17 protein-coding genes, 1 tRNA gene and 1 rRNA gene are annotated in these 17,474 nt (G+C 43.6%); 7 read left to right on the top strand and 12 right to left on the bottom strand.

Annotated elements, in window-relative coordinates; genetic code table 11:
* The 6 genes from PGR14_RS13420 to PGR14_RS13395 form a co-directional block, all read right to left on the bottom strand.
* Positions 1-76: ribosomal RNA gene (locus PGR14_RS13420) — 16S ribosomal RNA — on the bottom strand; the annotation flags it as partial.
* Positions 77-369: 293 nt separating this feature from the next.
* Positions 370-457 (bottom strand) — tRNA-Ser (locus PGR14_RS13415).
* A 223-nt stretch (positions 458-680) separates the two neighbouring features.
* Positions 681-1,403, bottom strand: coding sequence for a lysophospholipid acyltransferase family protein (locus PGR14_RS13410; RefSeq protein WP_270223563.1), 723 nt, complete (start codon positions 1,401-1,403; stop codon positions 681-683).
* Positions 1,404-1,415: 12 nt separating this feature from the next.
* Complete coding sequence (locus PGR14_RS13405) at positions 1,416-1,967, bottom strand: Fe-S-containing hydro-lyase (RefSeq protein WP_008371397.1); 552 nt, start codon at positions 1,965-1,967, stop codon at positions 1,416-1,418.
* A 65-nt stretch (positions 1,968-2,032) separates the two neighbouring features.
* Positions 2,033-2,473: a C-GCAxxG-C-C family (seleno)protein gene (locus tag PGR14_RS13400; protein ID WP_022220240.1), complete on the bottom strand. Its 441-nt coding sequence runs from the start codon at positions 2,471-2,473 to the stop codon at positions 2,033-2,035.
* Between the two features lie 135 nt (positions 2,474-2,608).
* The gene (locus tag PGR14_RS13395; protein ID WP_055248668.1) at positions 2,609-3,451 is read right to left on the bottom strand and encodes a fumarate hydratase; all 843 of its coding nucleotides are present in this window, start codon (positions 3,449-3,451) and stop codon (positions 2,609-2,611) included.
* Between the two features lie 194 nt (positions 3,452-3,645).
* Here PGR14_RS13395 and bioB point away from each other — a divergent pair, with 194 nt between their 5' ends.
* Together bioB and PGR14_RS13385 are read left to right on the top strand one after the other, a co-directional pair.
* Positions 3,646-4,617 carry a biotin synthase BioB gene (bioB, locus tag PGR14_RS13390; protein WP_055297481.1) on the top strand — a complete coding sequence of 324 codons (972 nt, stop codon included), beginning with the start codon at positions 3,646-3,648 and terminating at the stop codon, positions 4,615-4,617.
* A 50-nt stretch (positions 4,618-4,667) separates the two neighbouring features.
* Positions 4,668-5,225, top strand: coding sequence for a biotin transporter BioY (locus PGR14_RS13385; protein ID WP_117824058.1), 558 nt, complete (start codon positions 4,668-4,670; stop codon positions 5,223-5,225).
* Between the two features lie 273 nt (positions 5,226-5,498).
* Here PGR14_RS13385 and gyrA read toward each other — a convergent pair whose 3' ends face one another.
* The 6 genes from gyrA to dnaA all read right to left on the bottom strand — a co-directional run bounded on the left by gyrA (position 5,499) and on the right by dnaA (position 13,993).
* Entirely contained in the window at positions 5,499-8,033 is a 2,535-nt protein-coding gene (gyrA, locus tag PGR14_RS13380) for a DNA gyrase subunit A (protein WP_270223561.1), read from the bottom strand.
* Positions 8,034-8,043: 10 nt separating this feature from the next.
* Complete coding sequence (gene gyrB / locus PGR14_RS13375; RefSeq protein WP_022220242.1) at positions 8,044-9,960, bottom strand: DNA topoisomerase (ATP-hydrolyzing) subunit B; 1,917 nt, start codon at positions 9,958-9,960, stop codon at positions 8,044-8,046.
* Between the two features lie 10 nt (positions 9,961-9,970).
* Entirely contained in the window at positions 9,971-11,056 is a 1,086-nt protein-coding gene (recF, locus tag PGR14_RS13370) for a DNA replication/repair protein RecF (RefSeq protein WP_008371390.1), read from the bottom strand.
* 12 nt (positions 11,057-11,068) lie between these two features.
* On the bottom strand, positions 11,069-11,278 hold the full coding sequence (locus PGR14_RS13365; RefSeq protein WP_022220243.1) for an RNA-binding S4 domain-containing protein: 210 nt from the start codon (positions 11,276-11,278) through the stop codon (positions 11,069-11,071).
* Positions 11,279-11,300: 22 nt separating this feature from the next.
* Positions 11,301-12,410 carry a DNA polymerase III subunit beta gene (gene dnaN, locus PGR14_RS13360; RefSeq protein WP_008371388.1) on the bottom strand — a complete coding sequence of 370 codons (1,110 nt, stop codon included), beginning with the start codon at positions 12,408-12,410 and terminating at the stop codon, positions 11,301-11,303.
* Positions 12,411-12,592: 182 nt separating this feature from the next.
* Positions 12,593-13,993 (bottom strand): chromosomal replication initiator protein DnaA, encoded by a 1,401-nt coding sequence (dnaA, locus tag PGR14_RS13355; RefSeq protein ID WP_055261659.1) that lies wholly within the window; start codon positions 13,991-13,993, stop codon positions 12,593-12,595.
* Positions 13,994-14,232: 239 nt separating this feature from the next.
* Between dnaA and rpmH the strand changes: the two genes are divergently transcribed.
* The 5 genes from rpmH to jag are packed head-to-tail and all read left to right on the top strand — an operon-like array spanning position 14,233 to position 17,278.
* The gene (gene rpmH, locus PGR14_RS13350) at positions 14,233-14,367 is read left to right on the top strand and encodes a 50S ribosomal protein L34 (protein ID WP_022220244.1); all 135 of its coding nucleotides are present in this window, start codon (positions 14,233-14,235) and stop codon (positions 14,365-14,367) included.
* A 58-nt stretch (positions 14,368-14,425) separates the two neighbouring features.
* The gene (rnpA, locus tag PGR14_RS13345; protein ID WP_008371385.1) at positions 14,426-14,770 is read left to right on the top strand and encodes a ribonuclease P protein component; all 345 of its coding nucleotides are present in this window, start codon (positions 14,426-14,428) and stop codon (positions 14,768-14,770) included.
* Positions 14,771-14,820: 50 nt separating this feature from the next.
* Positions 14,821-15,033 carry a membrane protein insertion efficiency factor YidD gene (gene yidD, locus PGR14_RS13340; protein WP_008371384.1) on the top strand — a complete coding sequence of 71 codons (213 nt, stop codon included), beginning with the start codon at positions 14,821-14,823 and terminating at the stop codon, positions 15,031-15,033.
* Positions 15,034-15,084: 51 nt separating this feature from the next.
* Positions 15,085-16,356: a YidC/Oxa1 family membrane protein insertase gene (locus PGR14_RS13335; protein WP_055158103.1), complete on the top strand. Its 1,272-nt coding sequence runs from the start codon at positions 15,085-15,087 to the stop codon at positions 16,354-16,356.
* Between the two features lie 13 nt (positions 16,357-16,369).
* Entirely contained in the window at positions 16,370-17,278 is a 909-nt protein-coding gene (gene jag / locus PGR14_RS13330; protein WP_022220246.1) for an RNA-binding cell elongation regulator Jag/EloR, read from the top strand.
* Positions 17,279-17,474: the final 196 nt, after the last annotated feature.

Raw genomic sequence — 17,474 nt, 5'->3', positions numbered from 1 at the left:
AAGTGCTTCGTTCGACTTGCATGTGTTAAGCACGCCGCCAGCGTTCATCCTGAGCCAGGATCAAACTCTCGTTAAAAATGTTTGTATCCGGGTCAGAATCGCTTGGCAATTCTGTTCCTGTTTACTGTTCTGGTTCGACATCTTTCGATGTCCGTTCTTGAAAAATCTCTTTAAAGAATTTTCAGGGTTTGTTGTCTATTGTTCAGTTATCAATGTTCTTTTTGTTGTTGCCGTTTCATTAACTTTTTTAAATTATTTTTTGTTGCTTTTTTGAATTTCTCAAACAGCAACTCTGATATATTATCATATATCTTCTTGCTTGTCAATAACTTTTTTGAAGTTTTTTTCAAAAGTTATTTTCAAACAAAACGGAGAAAGAGGGATTCGAACCCTCGCGCCGGTTGCCCGACCTACACCCTTAGCAGGGGCGCCTCTTCGGCCTCTTGAGTATTTCTCCTCAGCCCGATCCAAGGTCTGTATTTAACTGTGTGTTTACATACTTTTAATGTAACCTCACAGCGCATTGATAATTATACCTAAGAACCCTTTTTCTGTCAACGGTTTTTTCGATTATTTTTTTCTTTTTTTAAGTTTGTTTTCTAATTATCTATATATAGAAGAAACAGACTCTTTTTCACTATATCTAGCAAAGAGTCTGTCCTTTTTACCTTATCTTTATTTTATGCTTCCTTTGGTTCATATTCAGATATGGTTTCTTCTATTCTTCTTTTTACTTCTTTTGCGATCTCTGTCGTCTTCATATTTTGATATTCTTCATAATAAATCGGTTCCAGGAAATGTACCTGTACCGTTACCGGTGCGATACTATTTGTATCAAACGGTTTAAAAGAATCAATCAACGCAATCGGTATGATCGGGCATTTCGCTTTTGTTGCCGCCTTGAAGCTTCCACCTTTAAACTCAAGAAGCTTGTTCCCCATCTTCGAGCGGGTTCCTTCTGCAAAGATCAGATAGTTTCTTCCTTTCTTTACTTCCTCTGTAACATCCATGATCACTTGCATAGACTGACGGATATCTTCGCGGTCGATCATGTAGGCCTTCATACATTTAAATGTCTGCTTGAGAAGTGGAACATTTGCCACTTCTTTTTTTGCCACCACCGAAAACGGACGCGGGCAGGCATCAACAATTGCGAGTACGTCATAAAGCCCTTGATGATTCGGAAAAAACATAAACCCTCCCTCTTTGAGGATATTTTCTTTTCCATATGCTTCGATTGTTACATTTCCGCCTTTATTGGCTCTTTTGACAATATATTTCAGAAGCTTATATCGGGTGATCTCCGGATACTTGTCTACGTGCGCGGCATAGTAACACAGCTTGCACCACATAAACGGAACAAGCAGAATATTCCGAATTACCATAAGTGCAATTCTTTTCACACAATTCATTCCCTATTCCTCCGCATACTCTTTGACGGCTGTCTCGTATAAATTATTGCCCTCGGAGTCGATCACAACAATTGCCGGAAGGTCTTCGATCTCCAGGCGGCGGATCGCTTCTGTGCCAAGATCATCATATGCGATCACATCTGCTCTTTTGATACATTTTGAAAGAAGCGCGCCTGCTCCTCCGACTGCTGCAAAATAAACTGCTTTATTTCTCACGATTGCATCCCGGACAGCCTGACTTCTTTTCCCTTTTCCTATCATTCCGCCAAGCCCCAGATCCAGAAGGCGTGGTGCATATTTGTCCATCCTGCTTGCTGTTGTCGGTCCTGCTGAGCCGATCGGTCTTCCTTCTCTCGCCGGAGATGGTCCCATATAATAAATCATCTGATTCTTAATATCAAGTGGAAGCTCTTTTCCTTCCGAAAGCACTTCATCCATTCTTTTATGAGCAGCATCACGGGCAGTATAAATAACTCCCGTAAGATATACATAATCTCCTGCTCTTAAATCCTGTATTTCTTCCTTTGCTACTGGAACTGTAATATGTCTTTCCATATCCTTTTCCTTCCTGATTCTTTTTCTGTATTCTGCTGCGGCGTTTTTAACCGCTAACAGGAGTCTTATAATTCTCTTAAAATAATTTCAGCCAGTTTCTCAACTGTAAAGTCTACAAAACTAATGCACTGCGCTTTTCTCTCCGGAGAATTTTTTTCTTTTCCTCTTGTCAGCACACGACAGCAGGTTGCTCCGCAATGTTCTTTAAATGCGTCGTGAAACTCTTTCGTCAGCCGCTGGCATTTCAAAAAGGCTTCATCTCCAGGTGTTCTTCTTCCGAAAAAATAGCCGATGCACATGGTTGCTCCTGCAAGCGCACCACAAATACAGCCACCATCTCCGAGCCCCCACGGGAATCCTGATGACATAGCGATCGCATCATCTGACAGATCAAGATCAAAGCCCTTTTTGATCGCATAGATCACCGACTCTGAACAGGCGAACCCTTTCTGAAAAATCTCAACCGCATCTTTTCGCATTGCGTCTACATCTACATTTGTATTCATAATTATCCTCTTTTCATTTTCCTTTAAATATTACACACATCCTCTCACCGAGCAGAAACCATTTGTAACATGCTTCATCTTCGCACGAGTACATATTTTCGGCACGGAAAGTCTTTTCAGGATCCCCCCGGTAAATTAAATAGTGCGGATCACATGGCGGTTAACATGACAGCAAATATTTACAGCTACCGGAAGTCCGGCAATATGAGTCGGATAAGTGTTGACATTGACAGCCAGCGCGGTTGTACTTCCCCCAAGTCCGCCCGGTCCGATTCCAATCTTGTTGATCCGCTCCAGTAATTCTTCTTCCAGTTCTTTTACATATGGAATGTCTGAATGGCTTCCGACTTCTCTTGTAAGTGCTTCTTTTGCCATCAGTGCGCATTTTTCAAATGTGCCGCCGATTCCCACGCCGACAACCATCGGAGGACAGGCATTCGGGCCGGCATCTTTTACTGCCGTAAGAACTGCTTCCTTTACTCCTTCGATTCCGTCTGCCGGTTTCAGCATAAATACACGGCTCATATTTTCGCTTCCAAAGCCTTTTGGTGCGACCTTGATCTTCACCTGATCGCCCGGAACAATTTTATAATGAATGATTCCCGGTGTATTATCTTTTGTATTCTCTCTGAGAATCGGATCTTTCACAACGGATTTTCTCAGATATCCGTCAACATAACCCCGACGGATCCCTTCATTTACCGCATCTTCCAGGTTGCCGCCTTCGAAATGTACATCCTGTCCGATCTCAAGAAATACGACTGCCATTCCAGTATCCTGGCAGATTGGGATCATATCTTTTCCGGCGATCTTCAGATTATCCTGAAGCTGGCTTAATATCTTTTTCCCCAGTGGTGACTTCTCTGTTGAAACTGCATTTTTCATCGCAATGTCCATATCTTTTGAAAGAAAATGGTTCGCTTCAATGCACATTTCTTTGATATTCTTTGAAATCTCTTCCACGTTCAATGTACGCATTGGTTTTTCCTCCTGCATTTCATAATCTGATTTTTATTATACTATGGTTTTTTTTCATCTGCAATGTAATCATCTTCAAATAAACCAGTATTGCCTCTAATTGTTAACCTTATAAAATTTTAAGTTGACATTCTTTCTTTTGCATGGTAAAGTGTGAAATGTATTTGATATTTTTTACCAAGGAAGGTTTACTTATGATTTCTGAAATTGAAACAACTACAGATCCGGTGCTTTCACGAGAAGATGCGATTGCAATCCTGAATACACCGGACGAAGAACTCGATCAGCTCATTGCACAAGCTGAAAAACTGCGCAGAAAATATAAGGGCAATCATGTAAGTATTCATATTCTTACCAATGCCCGCAGCGGTAACTGCTCACAGGACTGCGCTTACTGTGCACAATCCTGTCGTTCAAAAGCCGATATCGACAAATATAAGTGGGTAGCTGATGAGAAGTTATATAAAGATAATGATTTTGTAAATGAACATCATCTTTCCAGACACTGCATCGGACTCAGCGGTATGAAATTCACCGACGAAGAGATCGAAGAACTGGCTTCTAAGATCCGCAAGATGAAGGAAGACGGAACCCACCTTTGCTGTTCCATCGGATTTCTTACTGAAAAACAGGCTCTAATGTTAAAAGAAGCCGGACTCGACCGGATCAACCACAACCTGAACAGCAGCCGGGCTTACTACAGTCATATCTGTTCTACCCATACTTTTGAGCAGCGCGTTCAGAATATCAAAATGCTTCAGCGACTTGGATTTGAAATCTGCAGTGGCGGAATCATTGGAATGGGCGAAAGCAAAGAGGATGTTGTTGATATGCTTCTGGAGCTTCGTGAGATCCAGCCGGAAGCTCTGCCAATCAACTTCCTGTTGCCAATTCCGGGAACTCCGCTCGGTGATGCCGATATTTCCGAACTCACAACTGAATATTGCATGAAGGTTCTCTGCCTTGCAAGACTTCTGGTTCCGCAGTCAGATATCCGTTGTGCTGCCGGACGTGAGGTTTATTTTAAAGGTGAAGAAAAGAAGCTTCTCAGCGTTGTAGATTCCATCTTCGCTTCCGGTTATCTGACCGCAGATGGTCAGGGAATCAAAGATACGATCCGGACGATTACGGATGCCGGTTTTACATATGAGATCGAATCTGCTTAATTTATTGACACGCCGAACATTATTAACATTCTAAAAGGAGAGTACTTAACATGGCTCAGGGAAACACACAGACACTTCGTACAACCAATACTTATGCAATGGCGGTAACAGCTCTTATGACCGCTGTCACCTGCATTCTTGCACCGCTTTCCATACCGATCGGACCGGTGCCGATTTCACTTACCAACTTTGCAATTTATCTTTCTCTCTATCTTCTGGATTGGAAGAAAGGAACGATCAGCTATATCCTTTATCTTCTTCTCGGACTTGTGGGACTTCCTGTATTTTCCGGATTCACCGGAGGAATCGGAAAGCTTGCCGGACCAACTGGCGGATATATCATTGGTTTCATCCCAATGGCAATCATTGCCGGTATTGTAATTGACAAATTCAGTCAGAGATGGATCCAGATTCTTGGAATGATCGTTGGAACCGCAATCTGCTATGCATTCGGAACTGCATGGTTCTGCATTCAGGCAGGTTACACTGTATCTGCTGCCCTTGCAGTATGTGTCATTCCATTTATCCCGGCGGACCTTATCAAGATGGTGATCGCCATGATCATCGGACCTGAAATCCGCAAAAGACTCGGAGCTGTTGCACAGTAAGATGCACGGCGTCTGCCAGAATATTTGAAGTCTGGCAAAATAATAATTCAGCCCCCTCTACAAAGTCCGGAAAGCCTGTTTGCTGCAGCGTTTCCGGGCTTCTTTGTTTTTTTAATCCGACTTTTACCAGAGCAAACGCAAGCCATGCCATAACATTTCTTTCCATGCAGCCTCACAAAACAAAGCAAGAGACCAGACAAGGCATTTGCATATTCCCTGTCCAGTCTCTTTATGATTTATCCTGCTTCTGTATTTCTACTTTCGCTCAGATCTTTATTCTTCTGTCTGCTCTTCTACAACCGTCTCAGCAGTTGCTTCTGTATTTGCTTCTTCTGCAGTCTCTTCTGCGTTCTCCTCCAGTTCACCTGAAGCCCTGCGTACCTTTGCGATACTTGCAACTTCTTCGTGTTCCTTCAGATTGATCAGTTTAACACCGGATGTGATTCTTCCGAGTACGGAAATCCCCGCACATTCCATACGGATCACGATACCATCTGTGTTGATGATCATAATCTCATCATCCGGACCTACTGCCTTCGCACCGACTACATTTCCGGTCTTCTCTGTGATCTTATAGCACTTCACGCCTTTTCCACCACGGTTCTGGGCTGTGAATTCTTCCATGCGGGTTCTCTTGCCCATACCCTTTTCAGATACGATCAGAAGCTCTTCACCCTGCGCATCAAGCTGCATTGCAACAACTTCATCACGGTCACTTAAATTCATACCACGAACGCCCATAGAGGTCCTTCCGGTTGAGCGTACATCAGATTCATGGAAACGGATGCATTGACCATACTGCGTAACGAGAATAACATCTCTTTCATCATCCGTAATCTTAACTTCGATCAGTTCATCATCCTCACGGAGTGTGATCGCAGCAAGTCCTGTCTTTCTTACATTTGCGTAATCCAGGATCGGCGTCTTCTTAACAAGACCTTTCTTGGTTGCCATGAACAGATAGTCATCTTCCTTGAAATCCTTGATTGGAATCATTGCTGTGATCTTCTCATCCGGCTGAAGCTGAAGGATGTTGATAATTGCTGTACCTCGGGAAGTTCTTCCTGCTTCCGGAATCTCATATCCCTTCAGGCGATAGCAGCGTCCGGTATTGGTAAAGAACATAATATACTGGTGAGTATTGGTCATGAACAGCTCTTCTACATAGTCTTCATCCAGAGTCTGCATACCCTTGATACCCTTGCCGCCACGATTCTGGCTCTTGAAAGTATCGTTGCTCATTCTCTTAATGTATCCCATCTTAGTCATGGTGATCACTACATCTTCTCTCGGGATCAGATCCTCTGTAGAAATGTCGTATTCATCAAATCCGATGGCTGTTCTTCTGTCATCTCCGTATTTTTCAGAGATCACAAGGATTTCTTTCTTAATTACGCCAAGCAGAAGCTTTCTGTCTGCGAGGATCGCCTTGTACTCTGCGATCTTCTTCTCAAGCTCTGCATACTCTGTTTCCAGCTTCTCTCTTTCCAGACCGGTCAGAGCTCTCAGACGCATATCCACGATAGCCTGGGACTGTGCATCACTTAAGTTAAAGCGGCTCATCAACTCTGCTTTCGCAATCTGTACGGTCTTGGATCCACGGATGATCTTAATAACCTCATCAATGTTATCCAGGGCGATCAGCAGACCTTCCAAGATGTGTGCACGTTCTTCTGCCTTATTCAGCTCGTATTTGGTACGTCTGGTCACAACGTCTTCCTGATGTTTCAGATAATGGTTCAGGATTTCCAGAAGGCTCATAACCTTCGGCTCATTATTGACCAATGCAAGCATGATCACACCAAATGTATCCTGCAGCTGTGTATGCTTGTAAAGCTGGTTCAGAACGACATTCGGGTTCACATCTCTTCTCAATTCGATGCAGACACGCATACCTTCACGGCTTGACTGGTCGCTCAGGTCTGTGATTCCATCAATCTTCTTATCTCTTACAAGCTCCGCGATCTTCTCGATCAGGCGGGCTTTGTTGACCATATACGGAAGCTCGGTTACTACGATTCTGTGCTTTCCATTCTGCATTGGCTCGATATTGGATACCGCACGCACACGGATCTTTCCACGTCCTGTACGGTAAGCCTCTTCGATTCCTCTTGTTCCAAGGATCGTTGCTCCCGTCGGGAAATCAGGTCCTTTGATGATCTCCATGATCTCTTCGATCGTGGTCTCATCTTTATCTTCAATCTGGTCATCAATAATTTTCACAACCGCACCGATGACTTCTCTTAAGTTGTGCGGTGGAATATTGGTTGCCATACCTACCGCGATACCGGAGGTTCCGTTTACCAGAAGGTTCGGGAATCTTGACGGAAGTACGGTCGGTTCTTTTTCTGTCTCGTCAAAGTTCGGTGCAAAATCAACGGTATCTTTATTGATATCCGCTGTCATTTCCATCGAAATCTTACTAAGTCTTGCCTCGGTATATCGCATTGCGGCAGCACCGTCACCGTCCACAGAACCGAAGTTACCGTGACCGTCTACAAGAATGTAACGGGTAGACCAGTCCTGTGCCATATTAACGAGGGCTCCGTAAATAGAACTGTCACCATGCGGGTGATATTTACCCATGGTATCACCGACGATACGCGCGCATTTACGGTGCGGCTTGTCAGGACCGTTGTTCAACTCGATCATCGAATAAAGAATACGTCTCTGAACAGGTTTCAGACCGTCTCTTACATCCGGAAGCGCACGAGAAGCAATAACACTCATGGCATAATCGATATAGAACTCTTCCATGGTTTTTTTCATATCCACTTCATGAACTTTATCAAAAATATTATCTTCCATTGGTATTCTCCTATATATCTAAGTTCTTAACAAATTTTGCATTCTCTTCGATAAATTCTCGTCTTGGTTCTACTTTATCTCCCATCAGGGTTGTAAAGGTAAGATCCAGTTCGGAAGATGTCTCATCGTCCATTGTCACTCTTCTTAAGATTCGATGCTGCGGATCCATTGTGGTATCCCATAACTGCTCTGCGTCCATCTCACCCAGACCTTTGTATCGCTGAATCTTATTGTTCTGATCACGTCCAACTTCGCTGATGATCTTCGCCAGTTCTTCATCGCTGTATGCATACCAGACTTTCTTGTTCTTCTCCAGCTTGTAAAGCGGCGGCTGAGCCAGATATACATAGCCCTGTTTGATCAGCTCCGGCATAAAACGATAGAGGAATGTCAGAAGCAGCGTACTGATATGTGCTCCATCAACGTCGGCATCGGTCATGATGATGATCTTGTGATATCTCAGTTTGGAAATATCGAAATCATCATGGATTCCTGTACCGAATGCAGTGATCATTGCCTTGATCTCGGCATTACCGTAGATCTTATCCAGTCTTGCCTTCTCTACATTCAGGATCTTTCCACGAAGTGGCAGGATCGCCTGGGTTGCTCTGTCACGGGCTGTCTTTGCAGAACCTCCCGCAGAGTCTCCCTCTACGATGTAGATCTCACACTTGGATGGATCCTTATCTGAACAGTCCGCAAGCTTTCCAGGCAGTGACATGCCTTCCAGTGCGGATTTTCTTCTGGTAAGATCTCTCGCCTTTCTGGCCGCCTCTCTTGCTCTCTGCGCCATAACCGACTTCTCAACAATTGATTTTCCAATAGCAGGATTCTGTTCAAGGAAGATCTGAAGCTGGCTGCTGACGATACTGTCAACCGCACCTCTCGCTTCACTGTTACCGAGCTTCTGCTTGGTCTGTCCTTCAAACTGAGGATCCTCAATCTTAACACTGATGATAGCTGTAAGACCTTCCCTGATATCCTCACCGGAAAGATTCGGCTCACTGTCTTTTAATAATTTGTTCTTTCTCGCATAGTCGTTAAAGGTCTTTGTGATCGCATTTCTGAATCCGACCACATGGGTCCCACCTTCCGGTGTCGTGATATTATTTACAAAACCATAGGTGTTATCTGTATAAGAATCATTGTGCTGCATTGCAACTTCAACTTCTACATTATCTTTTGTTCCTTCACAGTAGATGATCTGCTCGTAAAGCGGAGTCTTACTGCGATTTAAGTACTGAACGAACTCCTTGATACCGCCTTCATAGTGGAACACTCTTTCCTTCGGTTCTTCATCCCGGAGATCGGTCAGGCTGATGCGAAGTCCCTTGGTAAGGAACGCCATCTCACGGAATCTCTGTTTTAACGTATCATAATCAAATACTGTATCTTCAAAAATAGTTTCATCCGGAAGGAAGGTTACCTTTGTTCCTGTCTTCTCCGGATCACATTCGTCTACAACCTTCAGCTTATAAACAACATGTCCTTTTTCATATCTCTGTCTGTACACCTTCCCTTCGTGGCAGATCTCAACCTCAAGCCAGTCAGAAAGCGCATTTACAACGGAAGCTCCTACACCGTGAAGTCCACCGGATACCTTGTATCCTCCACCGCCGAATTTACCGCCGGCATGAAGCACGGTGAATACAACCTCTACCGCAGGGAGTCCCGCTTTGTGGTTGATCCCCACCGGAATACCACGTCCGTTATCTATAACCGTAATTGAATTATCCGGATTGATGAACACCTGGATATGATCACAATATCCTGCAAGCGCTTCATCCACCGAGTTGTCAACGATCTCATAGACAAGATGGTGAAGTCCTCTTGAAGATGTACTGCCAATATACATACCAGGTCTCTTTCTTACTGCTTCCAGCCCCTCCAGTATCTGGATTTGGTCTGCTCCATATTCTGCACTCATATTGATCCTCCTAATTCTCTTTTGATACATGTCCGTTCTGAACATGGAATACTTTATTTATTGAAAATCGATGATTGACAAACTCGTCAAGTCCCGTACAGGTGATCAGAGTCTGTATATCATGAATACTGTCCAGTAAATAGTTTTGCCTGTGTTTGTCAAGTTCAGACAATACATCGTCAAGCAGCAGCACCGGCGTATCCTTTATGATCTGCCGTACCAGCTCGATCTCAGACAGTTTCAGCGAAAGTGCCGCTGTCCTCTGCTGCCCCTGCGATCCGAATCTGCGGATGTCGATCCCACCTGCCATAAAACAGATATCATCCCGGTGAGGTCCCACCGAGGTACTCTTCATCCTGATATCGCGCTCCCTGTTCTTCTCAAGCGCCGCCTCAAGTGAAAGCGCTCCGCATCCAGGTTCATACGAAAGGCCGATCCTTTCCCTGCCTCCCGTCAGTTTATGGTGAATGTCTCCGATTATCGCATTGACCTCCTCGATAAACCGGAGCCTTCTCTGAATAATCTTTTCTCCATACTGAACCAGCTGCATATCCCATACATCCAGTGTGTCCAGTATATCATCTCTGTAATAGGCATCCTTCAGCAGACGGTTCCGCTGATTGAGTGTGCGGTTATAATTTGCCAGGTCACTAAGATACACCTTATCAAGCTGTGAAAGCTCCAGGTCCATGAACCTTCTCCTCTCCGCCGGACCATTTTTAATAATGTTCAGATCCTCCGGCGAGAAAAACACAAAATTCGTCAGACCGAAAAGCTCACTCGCCCTCCGGATCGGGACCTTGTTAATCGCAATCCCTTTCGGACTGTTCTTCTTCAGGTGCATATCAATCTGCCATGGAACGCCATTTTTCTCAATGACAGTCTCAATATGAGCCTCATCCTGCCCGAATCGGATCAGATCCCGGTCCTTCGTCCCCCTGTGAGACTTCGTGGTTCCCGACAAATACACCCCTTCCAGGATATTCGTCTTGCCCTGCGCATTATCACCGTAAAAAATATTCGTGGCATGATCAAATTCAATATTCAATATTTCATAATTTCTGTAATCTTTTAATTTTAATGATTTGATAATCATACCTGTGCCAGCCTATTTTTCAATCTTGATCTCTTCTCCGTTAAATGTAACAACGTCGCCGTCATATAATTTTTTACCACGTCTGGTATCTACTTCTCCATTAACCTTTACCAGACCTTCTGTAATGACTTCCTTGGCTTCCACACCGGATCCTACAAGACCTGCTGCTTTCAGTGCCTGACCAAGCTTGATAAATTCATCTCTGAGTTTGATTGTCTCCATAATTTTTGTCCTCTCTAAATTCCTATACTGCTCCACTGAAGTTCACCGGAAGAATCAGGTATACATAGCTTTCTCCTTCATCCTTGATAAAGCAAGGAGCCTTTGCATTCATAAAGTAAAGATCTGCTTCTTCATCATCAATGACACGAAGTGCGTCAATGAGGAACTTCGGATTGAAGCCGATCAAGAGGTCTTTTCCCTCTTTAGTGATCATAATCTCTTCATCCATCGTACCCTTCTCGGACTTGATCTTAAGTTCCATCATTTCATCCTGAATGTTGATGATGATCGGCTTCTTATCACCTTCTTTTACAAGAAGAGTTGCACGGTCAATACAGTTCAGGAGTTCTCTTTTATTGATTCTTACCTTTGTCTCATAATCATTGGACAGCATCTGCTCGATACGGAAATATTCTCCTTCAATCAGTCTGGATACCACAACGGTATCATCAAATTCAAATACAATGTGGTTGGCTGTGAAATACAGTCTCACTTCGCTGTCTGCTTCACCTGAAAGGATCTTGCTGACTTCGATCAGGGTCTTTCCCGGAACCACGATCTTCTTCGGTTCATAAGATTCCTTCAGCTCGATCTTGCGGATGGAAATACGGTGTCCGTCAAGGGATACCACTTTCAGAATATCCCCGTTCATATCGAAGAGTTCTCCTGTCATCAGTTTGTTGCTGTCGTTGTCTGCAATTGAGAAAATGGTCTGGCGAATCACTTCTTTCAGTGTGAACTGGGAAATGGAAACCGGATTTTCTCTCTCAATATACGGCAGATAAGAAAAATCTTCACCGGATTTACCGGAAATATTGAATTTTGCTTTTTCACAGGTAATGAGCGTCTGAAAGTTCACTCCACTTTCAATCACGATTTCATTATCAGGAAGCTTTCTTACGATATCTGAGAAAATCCTCGCATCCAGTGCGATCATTCCCTTCTCATCGATCTGCCCTCTGATCACAGTCTCGATCCCAAGCTCCATATCGTTCGCTGTAAGTTTGATAATATCTGTAGTTGCATCTATCAGAATGCATTCCAGGATCGGCATGGTTGTCTTTGTCGGAACAGCCTTTGATACAATGCTGACCCCTTTCACAAGATCTGATTTAAGACATCTGATTTTCATAATGTGTAAAACTCCTTTCGACGCGCAAAATATATATTTATATAAAACAAATCCGTAGTTATCTTAGTAGTGTCTGTTGAATTGTGGACAAGTACTTTAAGGCCTTGATCCAAAAGGATTTAAGGCTTTGACAAGTCCGTGGACAGTTCTTTTTCTTCCCTGGCAGATCATGGAAAACTTTTCTACAGCGGGCTGATTTTCTTCTGAATGATCTCGATCGTATTTCTCAAAGTCTCATCTTTTTCCACATCCCGGGCAATCTTGTCCACACCGTGGTTCACAGTGGAATGGTCACGCCCTCCGAGCAGATCACCGATACTTTGAAGAGACGCATCCGTCATCTGCCTGCACAGGTACATCACGATTTGTCTGGCTCCGGCCGTTCTTGCATTTCTCCGACTTCCCTTAAGTTCAGAGACGGAAACATTAAAATGATCGGAGACAACATCCAGAACCAGCTCCGGCGTCACCTTGTGGCTATCGTCCGGTGCGATCATATCCTTCAGTGCCTCTGCCGCCAGAGAAACATCAAAGTTCTTTCTTCCACCGATCCGGTATAATGCAATCAGCTTGTTAAGTGAGCCTTCCAGTTCCCGGATATTGGTCTTGATGTTCATCGCAATATACTGGATCACCTCATCCGGAATCTGATATCTTTCCAGTTGGTCCAGTTCTATTTTTTTATAAAGAATCGCCATACGTGTCTCGTAATCCGGCACCGAAATATCTGCGATCAGTCCCCATTCGAATCTTGTCCGCAGACGCGCCTCCAGTGTCGTCATATCCTTTGGCGGTTTGTCGCTGGAAATGACGATCTGCTTTCCGGCATTGTGCAGATGATTGAACGTATGGAAAAATTCTTCCTGTGTACTTTCTTTGCCGATAATGAACTGTACGTCATCGATCAGAAGTACGTCATTATTGCGGTACTTATCGCGGAATGCATTCATCGCCAGATCGTTGCCGGTCTTTCCGTTGCGGATCGCCGTGATCAGATCATTGGTAAATGTCTCACTTGTCACATACAGGACTTTCTTCGATGGTTCCCGGTCCAGTATGTAGTGTGCGATCGAATGCATCAGATGGGTCTTGCCAAGTCCTACCCCACCATATAAAAACAGAGGATTGTAAACCTCACCGGGAGATTCGGCAACTGCCAGTGATGCGGCATGTGCAAAATTATTATTCCCTCCTACCACAAAGGTATCAAACGTATACTTCGGATTCAGATTCGCTTTTTCAGCTATCGGGCTTACCTCTTTATGCTTATGTGTCTTCTCTTTTACGGGCACAGTCTTCTCCAGATATCTGCGCTGCTGCTCGCGCGGCAGATCTCTGGGAATAAACTTAATCTGATACTCTGTCCCGGTAACTTCCGCGATGCATACTTTAAGCGGAAGAAGATATTTATTCTGAATGTGTTCGATGCTCGCCTTAAAATTAACGGTAAGATACAGAGTGTTGCCTCTGATCTCATATACCTCCAGCGGGCGTATCCACGTTTCAAAAGAAATGTTCGATAGAAAATATTCTACTTTCAGCTTTTGAATGATCTCTTCCCATTTTTCTTTTATGACGTCCATATTCCTGCCCCATTCATCTTCAAAATAAGCATAATCATACTCTTATATTCTACCTTAAAACGATTTCAGAATCAATCAAAAACCATAAACTTATTCATAATTTCCTTAAAATAAGGGTCGAAACTTTATTAAAACTGCTTGACGGAGACAGCTTTTTTGATTATAATGAAGTACGATGTCTTAAAAACGTAAATAAGCTTCTATTCATATAAGAAGGAATCGATAGGAGGTGGATATCAATGAAGATGACATTCCAGCCAAAGAAACGTTCCAGAGCGAAAGTTCATGGATTCAGAGCAAGAATGGCCACAGCAGGTGGAAGAAAAGTTCTTGCAGCAAGAAGAGCAAAAGGAAGAAAAGTATTATCAGCATAGGTCACATATATGTGGCCTTTTCTTCTATGCAAATTTATGTAAATCGGGAGAATAAAGTATGAAATTTTCCGAATCATTGAAGAAAAACAGGGATTTCCAGTCTGTATACAGAAAGGGAAAACCTTATGGCAACAAGTACCTTGTAATGTATCTCCTGGCGAATGATCTCGGACGCAACCGCGTCGGAATTTCCGTCAGCAAAAAAGTTGGGAACAGCATCATAAGACATCATTTAACAAGGCTGATCCGTGAGAGTTACAGGTTACACGAAGAACAGTTCCAATGTGGATATGATATCGTGATCATCGCAAGGACGACCGCCAAAGACCGGTCATACCATGAGATTGAAAGCGCTCTCATCCATCTGGGCAAACTTCATCACATTTATTCGGACTGCAATTAGCCAGTTCAGTATATCGAGAAGACGGATATACACTACGAGGCACTGAAATTATGAAAAAGATATTATTATATTTGATTCGTTTTTACAGAAAATATTTATCACCTATGAAGGTATATACCCACTGTATTTACATTCCAACCTGCTCAGAATATGCTTTGGAGGCCATTGAAAAATACGGTGCGTTTAAAGGAGGCCTTCTGACCGTCTGGAGAATCCTCAGATGCAATCCATTCGCCAAAGGTGGATATGATCCGGTGCCTTAAACCTATAGGCCGTCCAAATACCGGGACGGAAATGTTTATGGAGGAAAGGTTATGACAGGAATTTTAATGACACAGGTCAGCACACCAATCATCGGACAGGCTGCCTGGCTGCTCGGTAAGATCATGGATGGTATTTACCGGGTAATGGATTTAATCGGCATTCACAACCTGGGTGTATGTATTATTCTTTTGACAATTGTCATCTACACTTTACTGATGCCGCTCACCATCAAGCAACAGAAATTTTCCAAGATGTCCGCTGCAATGAACCCTGAGCTCCAGAAGGTTCAGCAGAAGTACAAAGGAAAAAATGATCAGGCTTCCATGCAAAAGATGCAGGAAGAAACACAATTGGTTTATGAAAAATACGGAGTATCACCGACCGGCGGATGCTTAAGTATGTTTATCCAGTTCCCAATTCTCTGGGCAATGTACTATGTAATCCGCAACATCCCTGCTTATGTTGGGCAGGTTAAAGCGGTATACACACCGCTTCTTACCTCTATCATGGCACAGGATGGATGGCAGAAGGTCATGGAAAAGATCGGCGAAGCAAAACCGATCCTTATGTCCGCCTCCAAATATGATTACTCTGATAAAAACGTACTGATCGACGTACTGTACAAATTCCAGACTTCAACCTGGGAAACTCTCGGCAAGAAGCTTCCGGATCTGCAGTCTACGATCGACAGCACCGTCGATACATTAAAGTCCATGAATAACTTCCTTGGACTTAACATTGCGGAAACTCCTATGAACCTCATTAGCAACGGTGTAAAAGCCGGCGCATGGGGAATTGTGATCATGGCAGTGCTGATTCCTGTCCTTTCAGGACTTTCCCAGTACCTGAGCGTGAAGCTTTCTCAGCAGACAACTGCAGTTACGAACAATCCGCAGGCTGACCAGATGGCTTCAACCATGAAGACAATGAACGTTACCCTTCCTCTTGTATCTGTATTTATGTGTTTCACATTACCTACAGGTCTTGGAATCTACTGGGTTGCAAGTGCCGTTGTCCGTATGGTACAGCAGTTCTTTATCAACAAACATCTGAATAAGATTCCGATGGATGAACTGATCAAAGAGAATATGGAAAAAGCTGCTGAAAAACGCAAGAACAAAAACGAAGTGGATGCAAGCAATGTAAACAAAATGGCTCATAAGAACGTGAAAAACATTCATGAGCCGGTAAGAACAGCTGCTCAGACAAAAGAACTTGAAGAAAAGCTTGAAGAAGCCAAGAAGAAAAATGAAAATGCAAAGGCAGGAAGCCTTGCAGACAAAGCAAACCTTGTAAAGCGCTTTAACGAAGGCCAGAAATAGGGGGACAAGTCAAATGAATGAGATTACAGTATCAGCAAAAACTTTAGACGATGCCATCACAGAAGCTTCTATCCAGCTTGGCGTAGCAAGTGATCAGATGGAATATGACGTAATTGAAAAAGGAAGTGCAGGCTTCCTCGGAATCGGAAGCCGTCAGGCAGTTATCCGTGCCCGTATCAAAAAAACTGTAACAGAAGAAATCAAAGCCGAAGAAATCAAACCGGAAGAGATCAAAAAAGAATTCAAGAAGGATTTCCGAAAAGACCGCAAGGAATTCGTTGGACACAAAGAACGTAAAGAGTACAAAGAACACAAAGAATACAAAAAAGATTCGAAAAAGGACTTCAAAAAAGAGCCTAAGAAAGAATTTGTAAAAGAAAACAAAACAGAAACAGCCTCTGCCGTAACAGCAGCAGCTCCGGTTTATGAAGAAAAGAAAGAACTTCATGTAGCCGTTGTAACAGAAGCGACACAGAAGATCTGTGAGAAATTCTTACAGGAAGTTCTTCAGGCAATGGGAATGGGCGAAGTAACTATCGTATCCTCCATTGATGAAGAAGGTGCTCTTGCAATTGAGATGAGCGGTGACAACATGGGTATCCTGATCGGTAAGCGTGGACAGACATTGGATTCTCTCCAGTACCTCACCAACCGTGTAGCCAACAAGTCACAGGATGGTTATGTACGTGTCAAACTCGACACAGAAGACTACCGCAAGAGAAGAAAACAGACTCTTGAAAATCTCGCAAAGAATATCGCTTACAAAGTAAAACGAAGCAGAAAGCCGATCTCACTGGAGCCGATGAATCCTTATGAAAGAAGAATCATCCATTCCGCTCTGCAGGCTGATGACAGAGTTTCTACCCACAGCGAGGGCGAAGAACCATACAGACGTGTTGTTGTAACACCGAACCGCCGTTAAACAGTAACGCAAATTGGTTGCATACACCGTTATAACTGAATCGTTCACAGTAAACCGCAGTCATTTAATGGCTGCGGTTTTTTTACTGTTCACTCCCGTGTCAATCACTACGCTGATTGGCACGGAGGATGCACGTTTCATCCTGAATGGCATCTCGCCCAACGCCCAAGGCGATTTAAAATGGCGAGATGCATGG

Origin of the sequence: Coprococcus sp. AF99-45 (assembly GCF_027663865.1) — a bacterium.
GTDB classification, from domain to species: Bacteria; Bacillota; Clostridia; order Lachnospirales; family Lachnospiraceae; genus Allocoprococcus; species Allocoprococcus comes.
The sequence above is the reverse complement of the archived record's forward strand: the minus strand, read 5'-3'. Positions and strand labels throughout refer to the sequence as shown.

What these genes read in the sequence shown, in the direction of transcription:
- yidD (WP_008371384.1), top strand. Translation starts at nt 14,821, where the DNA reads ATGAAAAAGATATTATTATATTTGATTCGTTTTTACAGAAAATATTTA.
- PGR14_RS13400 (WP_022220240.1), bottom strand. Translation starts at nt 2,473, where the DNA reads ATGAATACAAATGTAGATGTAGACGCAATGCGAAAAGATGCGGTTGAG.
- jag (WP_022220246.1), top strand. Translation starts at nt 16,370, where the DNA reads ATGAATGAGATTACAGTATCAGCAAAAACTTTAGACGATGCCATCACA.
- gyrB (WP_022220242.1), bottom strand. Translation starts at nt 9,960, where the DNA reads ATGAGTGCAGAATATGGAGCAGACCAAATCCAGATACTGGAGGGGCTG.
- PGR14_RS13385 (WP_117824058.1), top strand. Translation starts at nt 4,668, where the DNA reads ATGGCTCAGGGAAACACACAGACACTTCGTACAACCAATACTTATGCA.
- dnaA (WP_055261659.1), bottom strand. Translation starts at nt 13,993, where the DNA reads ATGGACGTCATAAAAGAAAAATGGGAAGAGATCATTCAAAAGCTGAAA.
- dnaN (WP_008371388.1), bottom strand. Translation starts at nt 12,410, where the DNA reads ATGAAAATCAGATGTCTTAAATCAGATCTTGTGAAAGGGGTCAGCATT.
- rnpA (WP_008371385.1), top strand. Translation starts at nt 14,426, where the DNA reads ATGAAATTTTCCGAATCATTGAAGAAAAACAGGGATTTCCAGTCTGTA.
- PGR14_RS13335 (WP_055158103.1), top strand. Translation starts at nt 15,085, where the DNA reads ATGACAGGAATTTTAATGACACAGGTCAGCACACCAATCATCGGACAG.
- PGR14_RS13395 (WP_055248668.1), bottom strand. Translation starts at nt 3,451, where the DNA reads ATGCGTACATTGAACGTGGAAGAGATTTCAAAGAATATCAAAGAAATG.
- PGR14_RS13365 (WP_022220243.1), bottom strand. Translation starts at nt 11,278, where the DNA reads ATGGAGACAATCAAACTCAGAGATGAATTTATCAAGCTTGGTCAGGCA.
- bioB (WP_055297481.1), top strand. Translation starts at nt 3,646, where the DNA reads ATGATTTCTGAAATTGAAACAACTACAGATCCGGTGCTTTCACGAGAA.
- PGR14_RS13405 (WP_008371397.1), bottom strand. Translation starts at nt 1,967, where the DNA reads ATGGAAAGACATATTACAGTTCCAGTAGCAAAGGAAGAAATACAGGAT.
- gyrA (WP_270223561.1), bottom strand. Translation starts at nt 8,033, where the DNA reads ATGGAAGATAATATTTTTGATAAAGTTCATGAAGTGGATATGAAAAAA.
- recF (WP_008371390.1), bottom strand. Translation starts at nt 11,056, where the DNA reads ATGATTATCAAATCATTAAAATTAAAAGATTACAGAAATTATGAAATA.
- rpmH (WP_022220244.1), top strand. Translation starts at nt 14,233, where the DNA reads ATGAAGATGACATTCCAGCCAAAGAAACGTTCCAGAGCGAAAGTTCAT.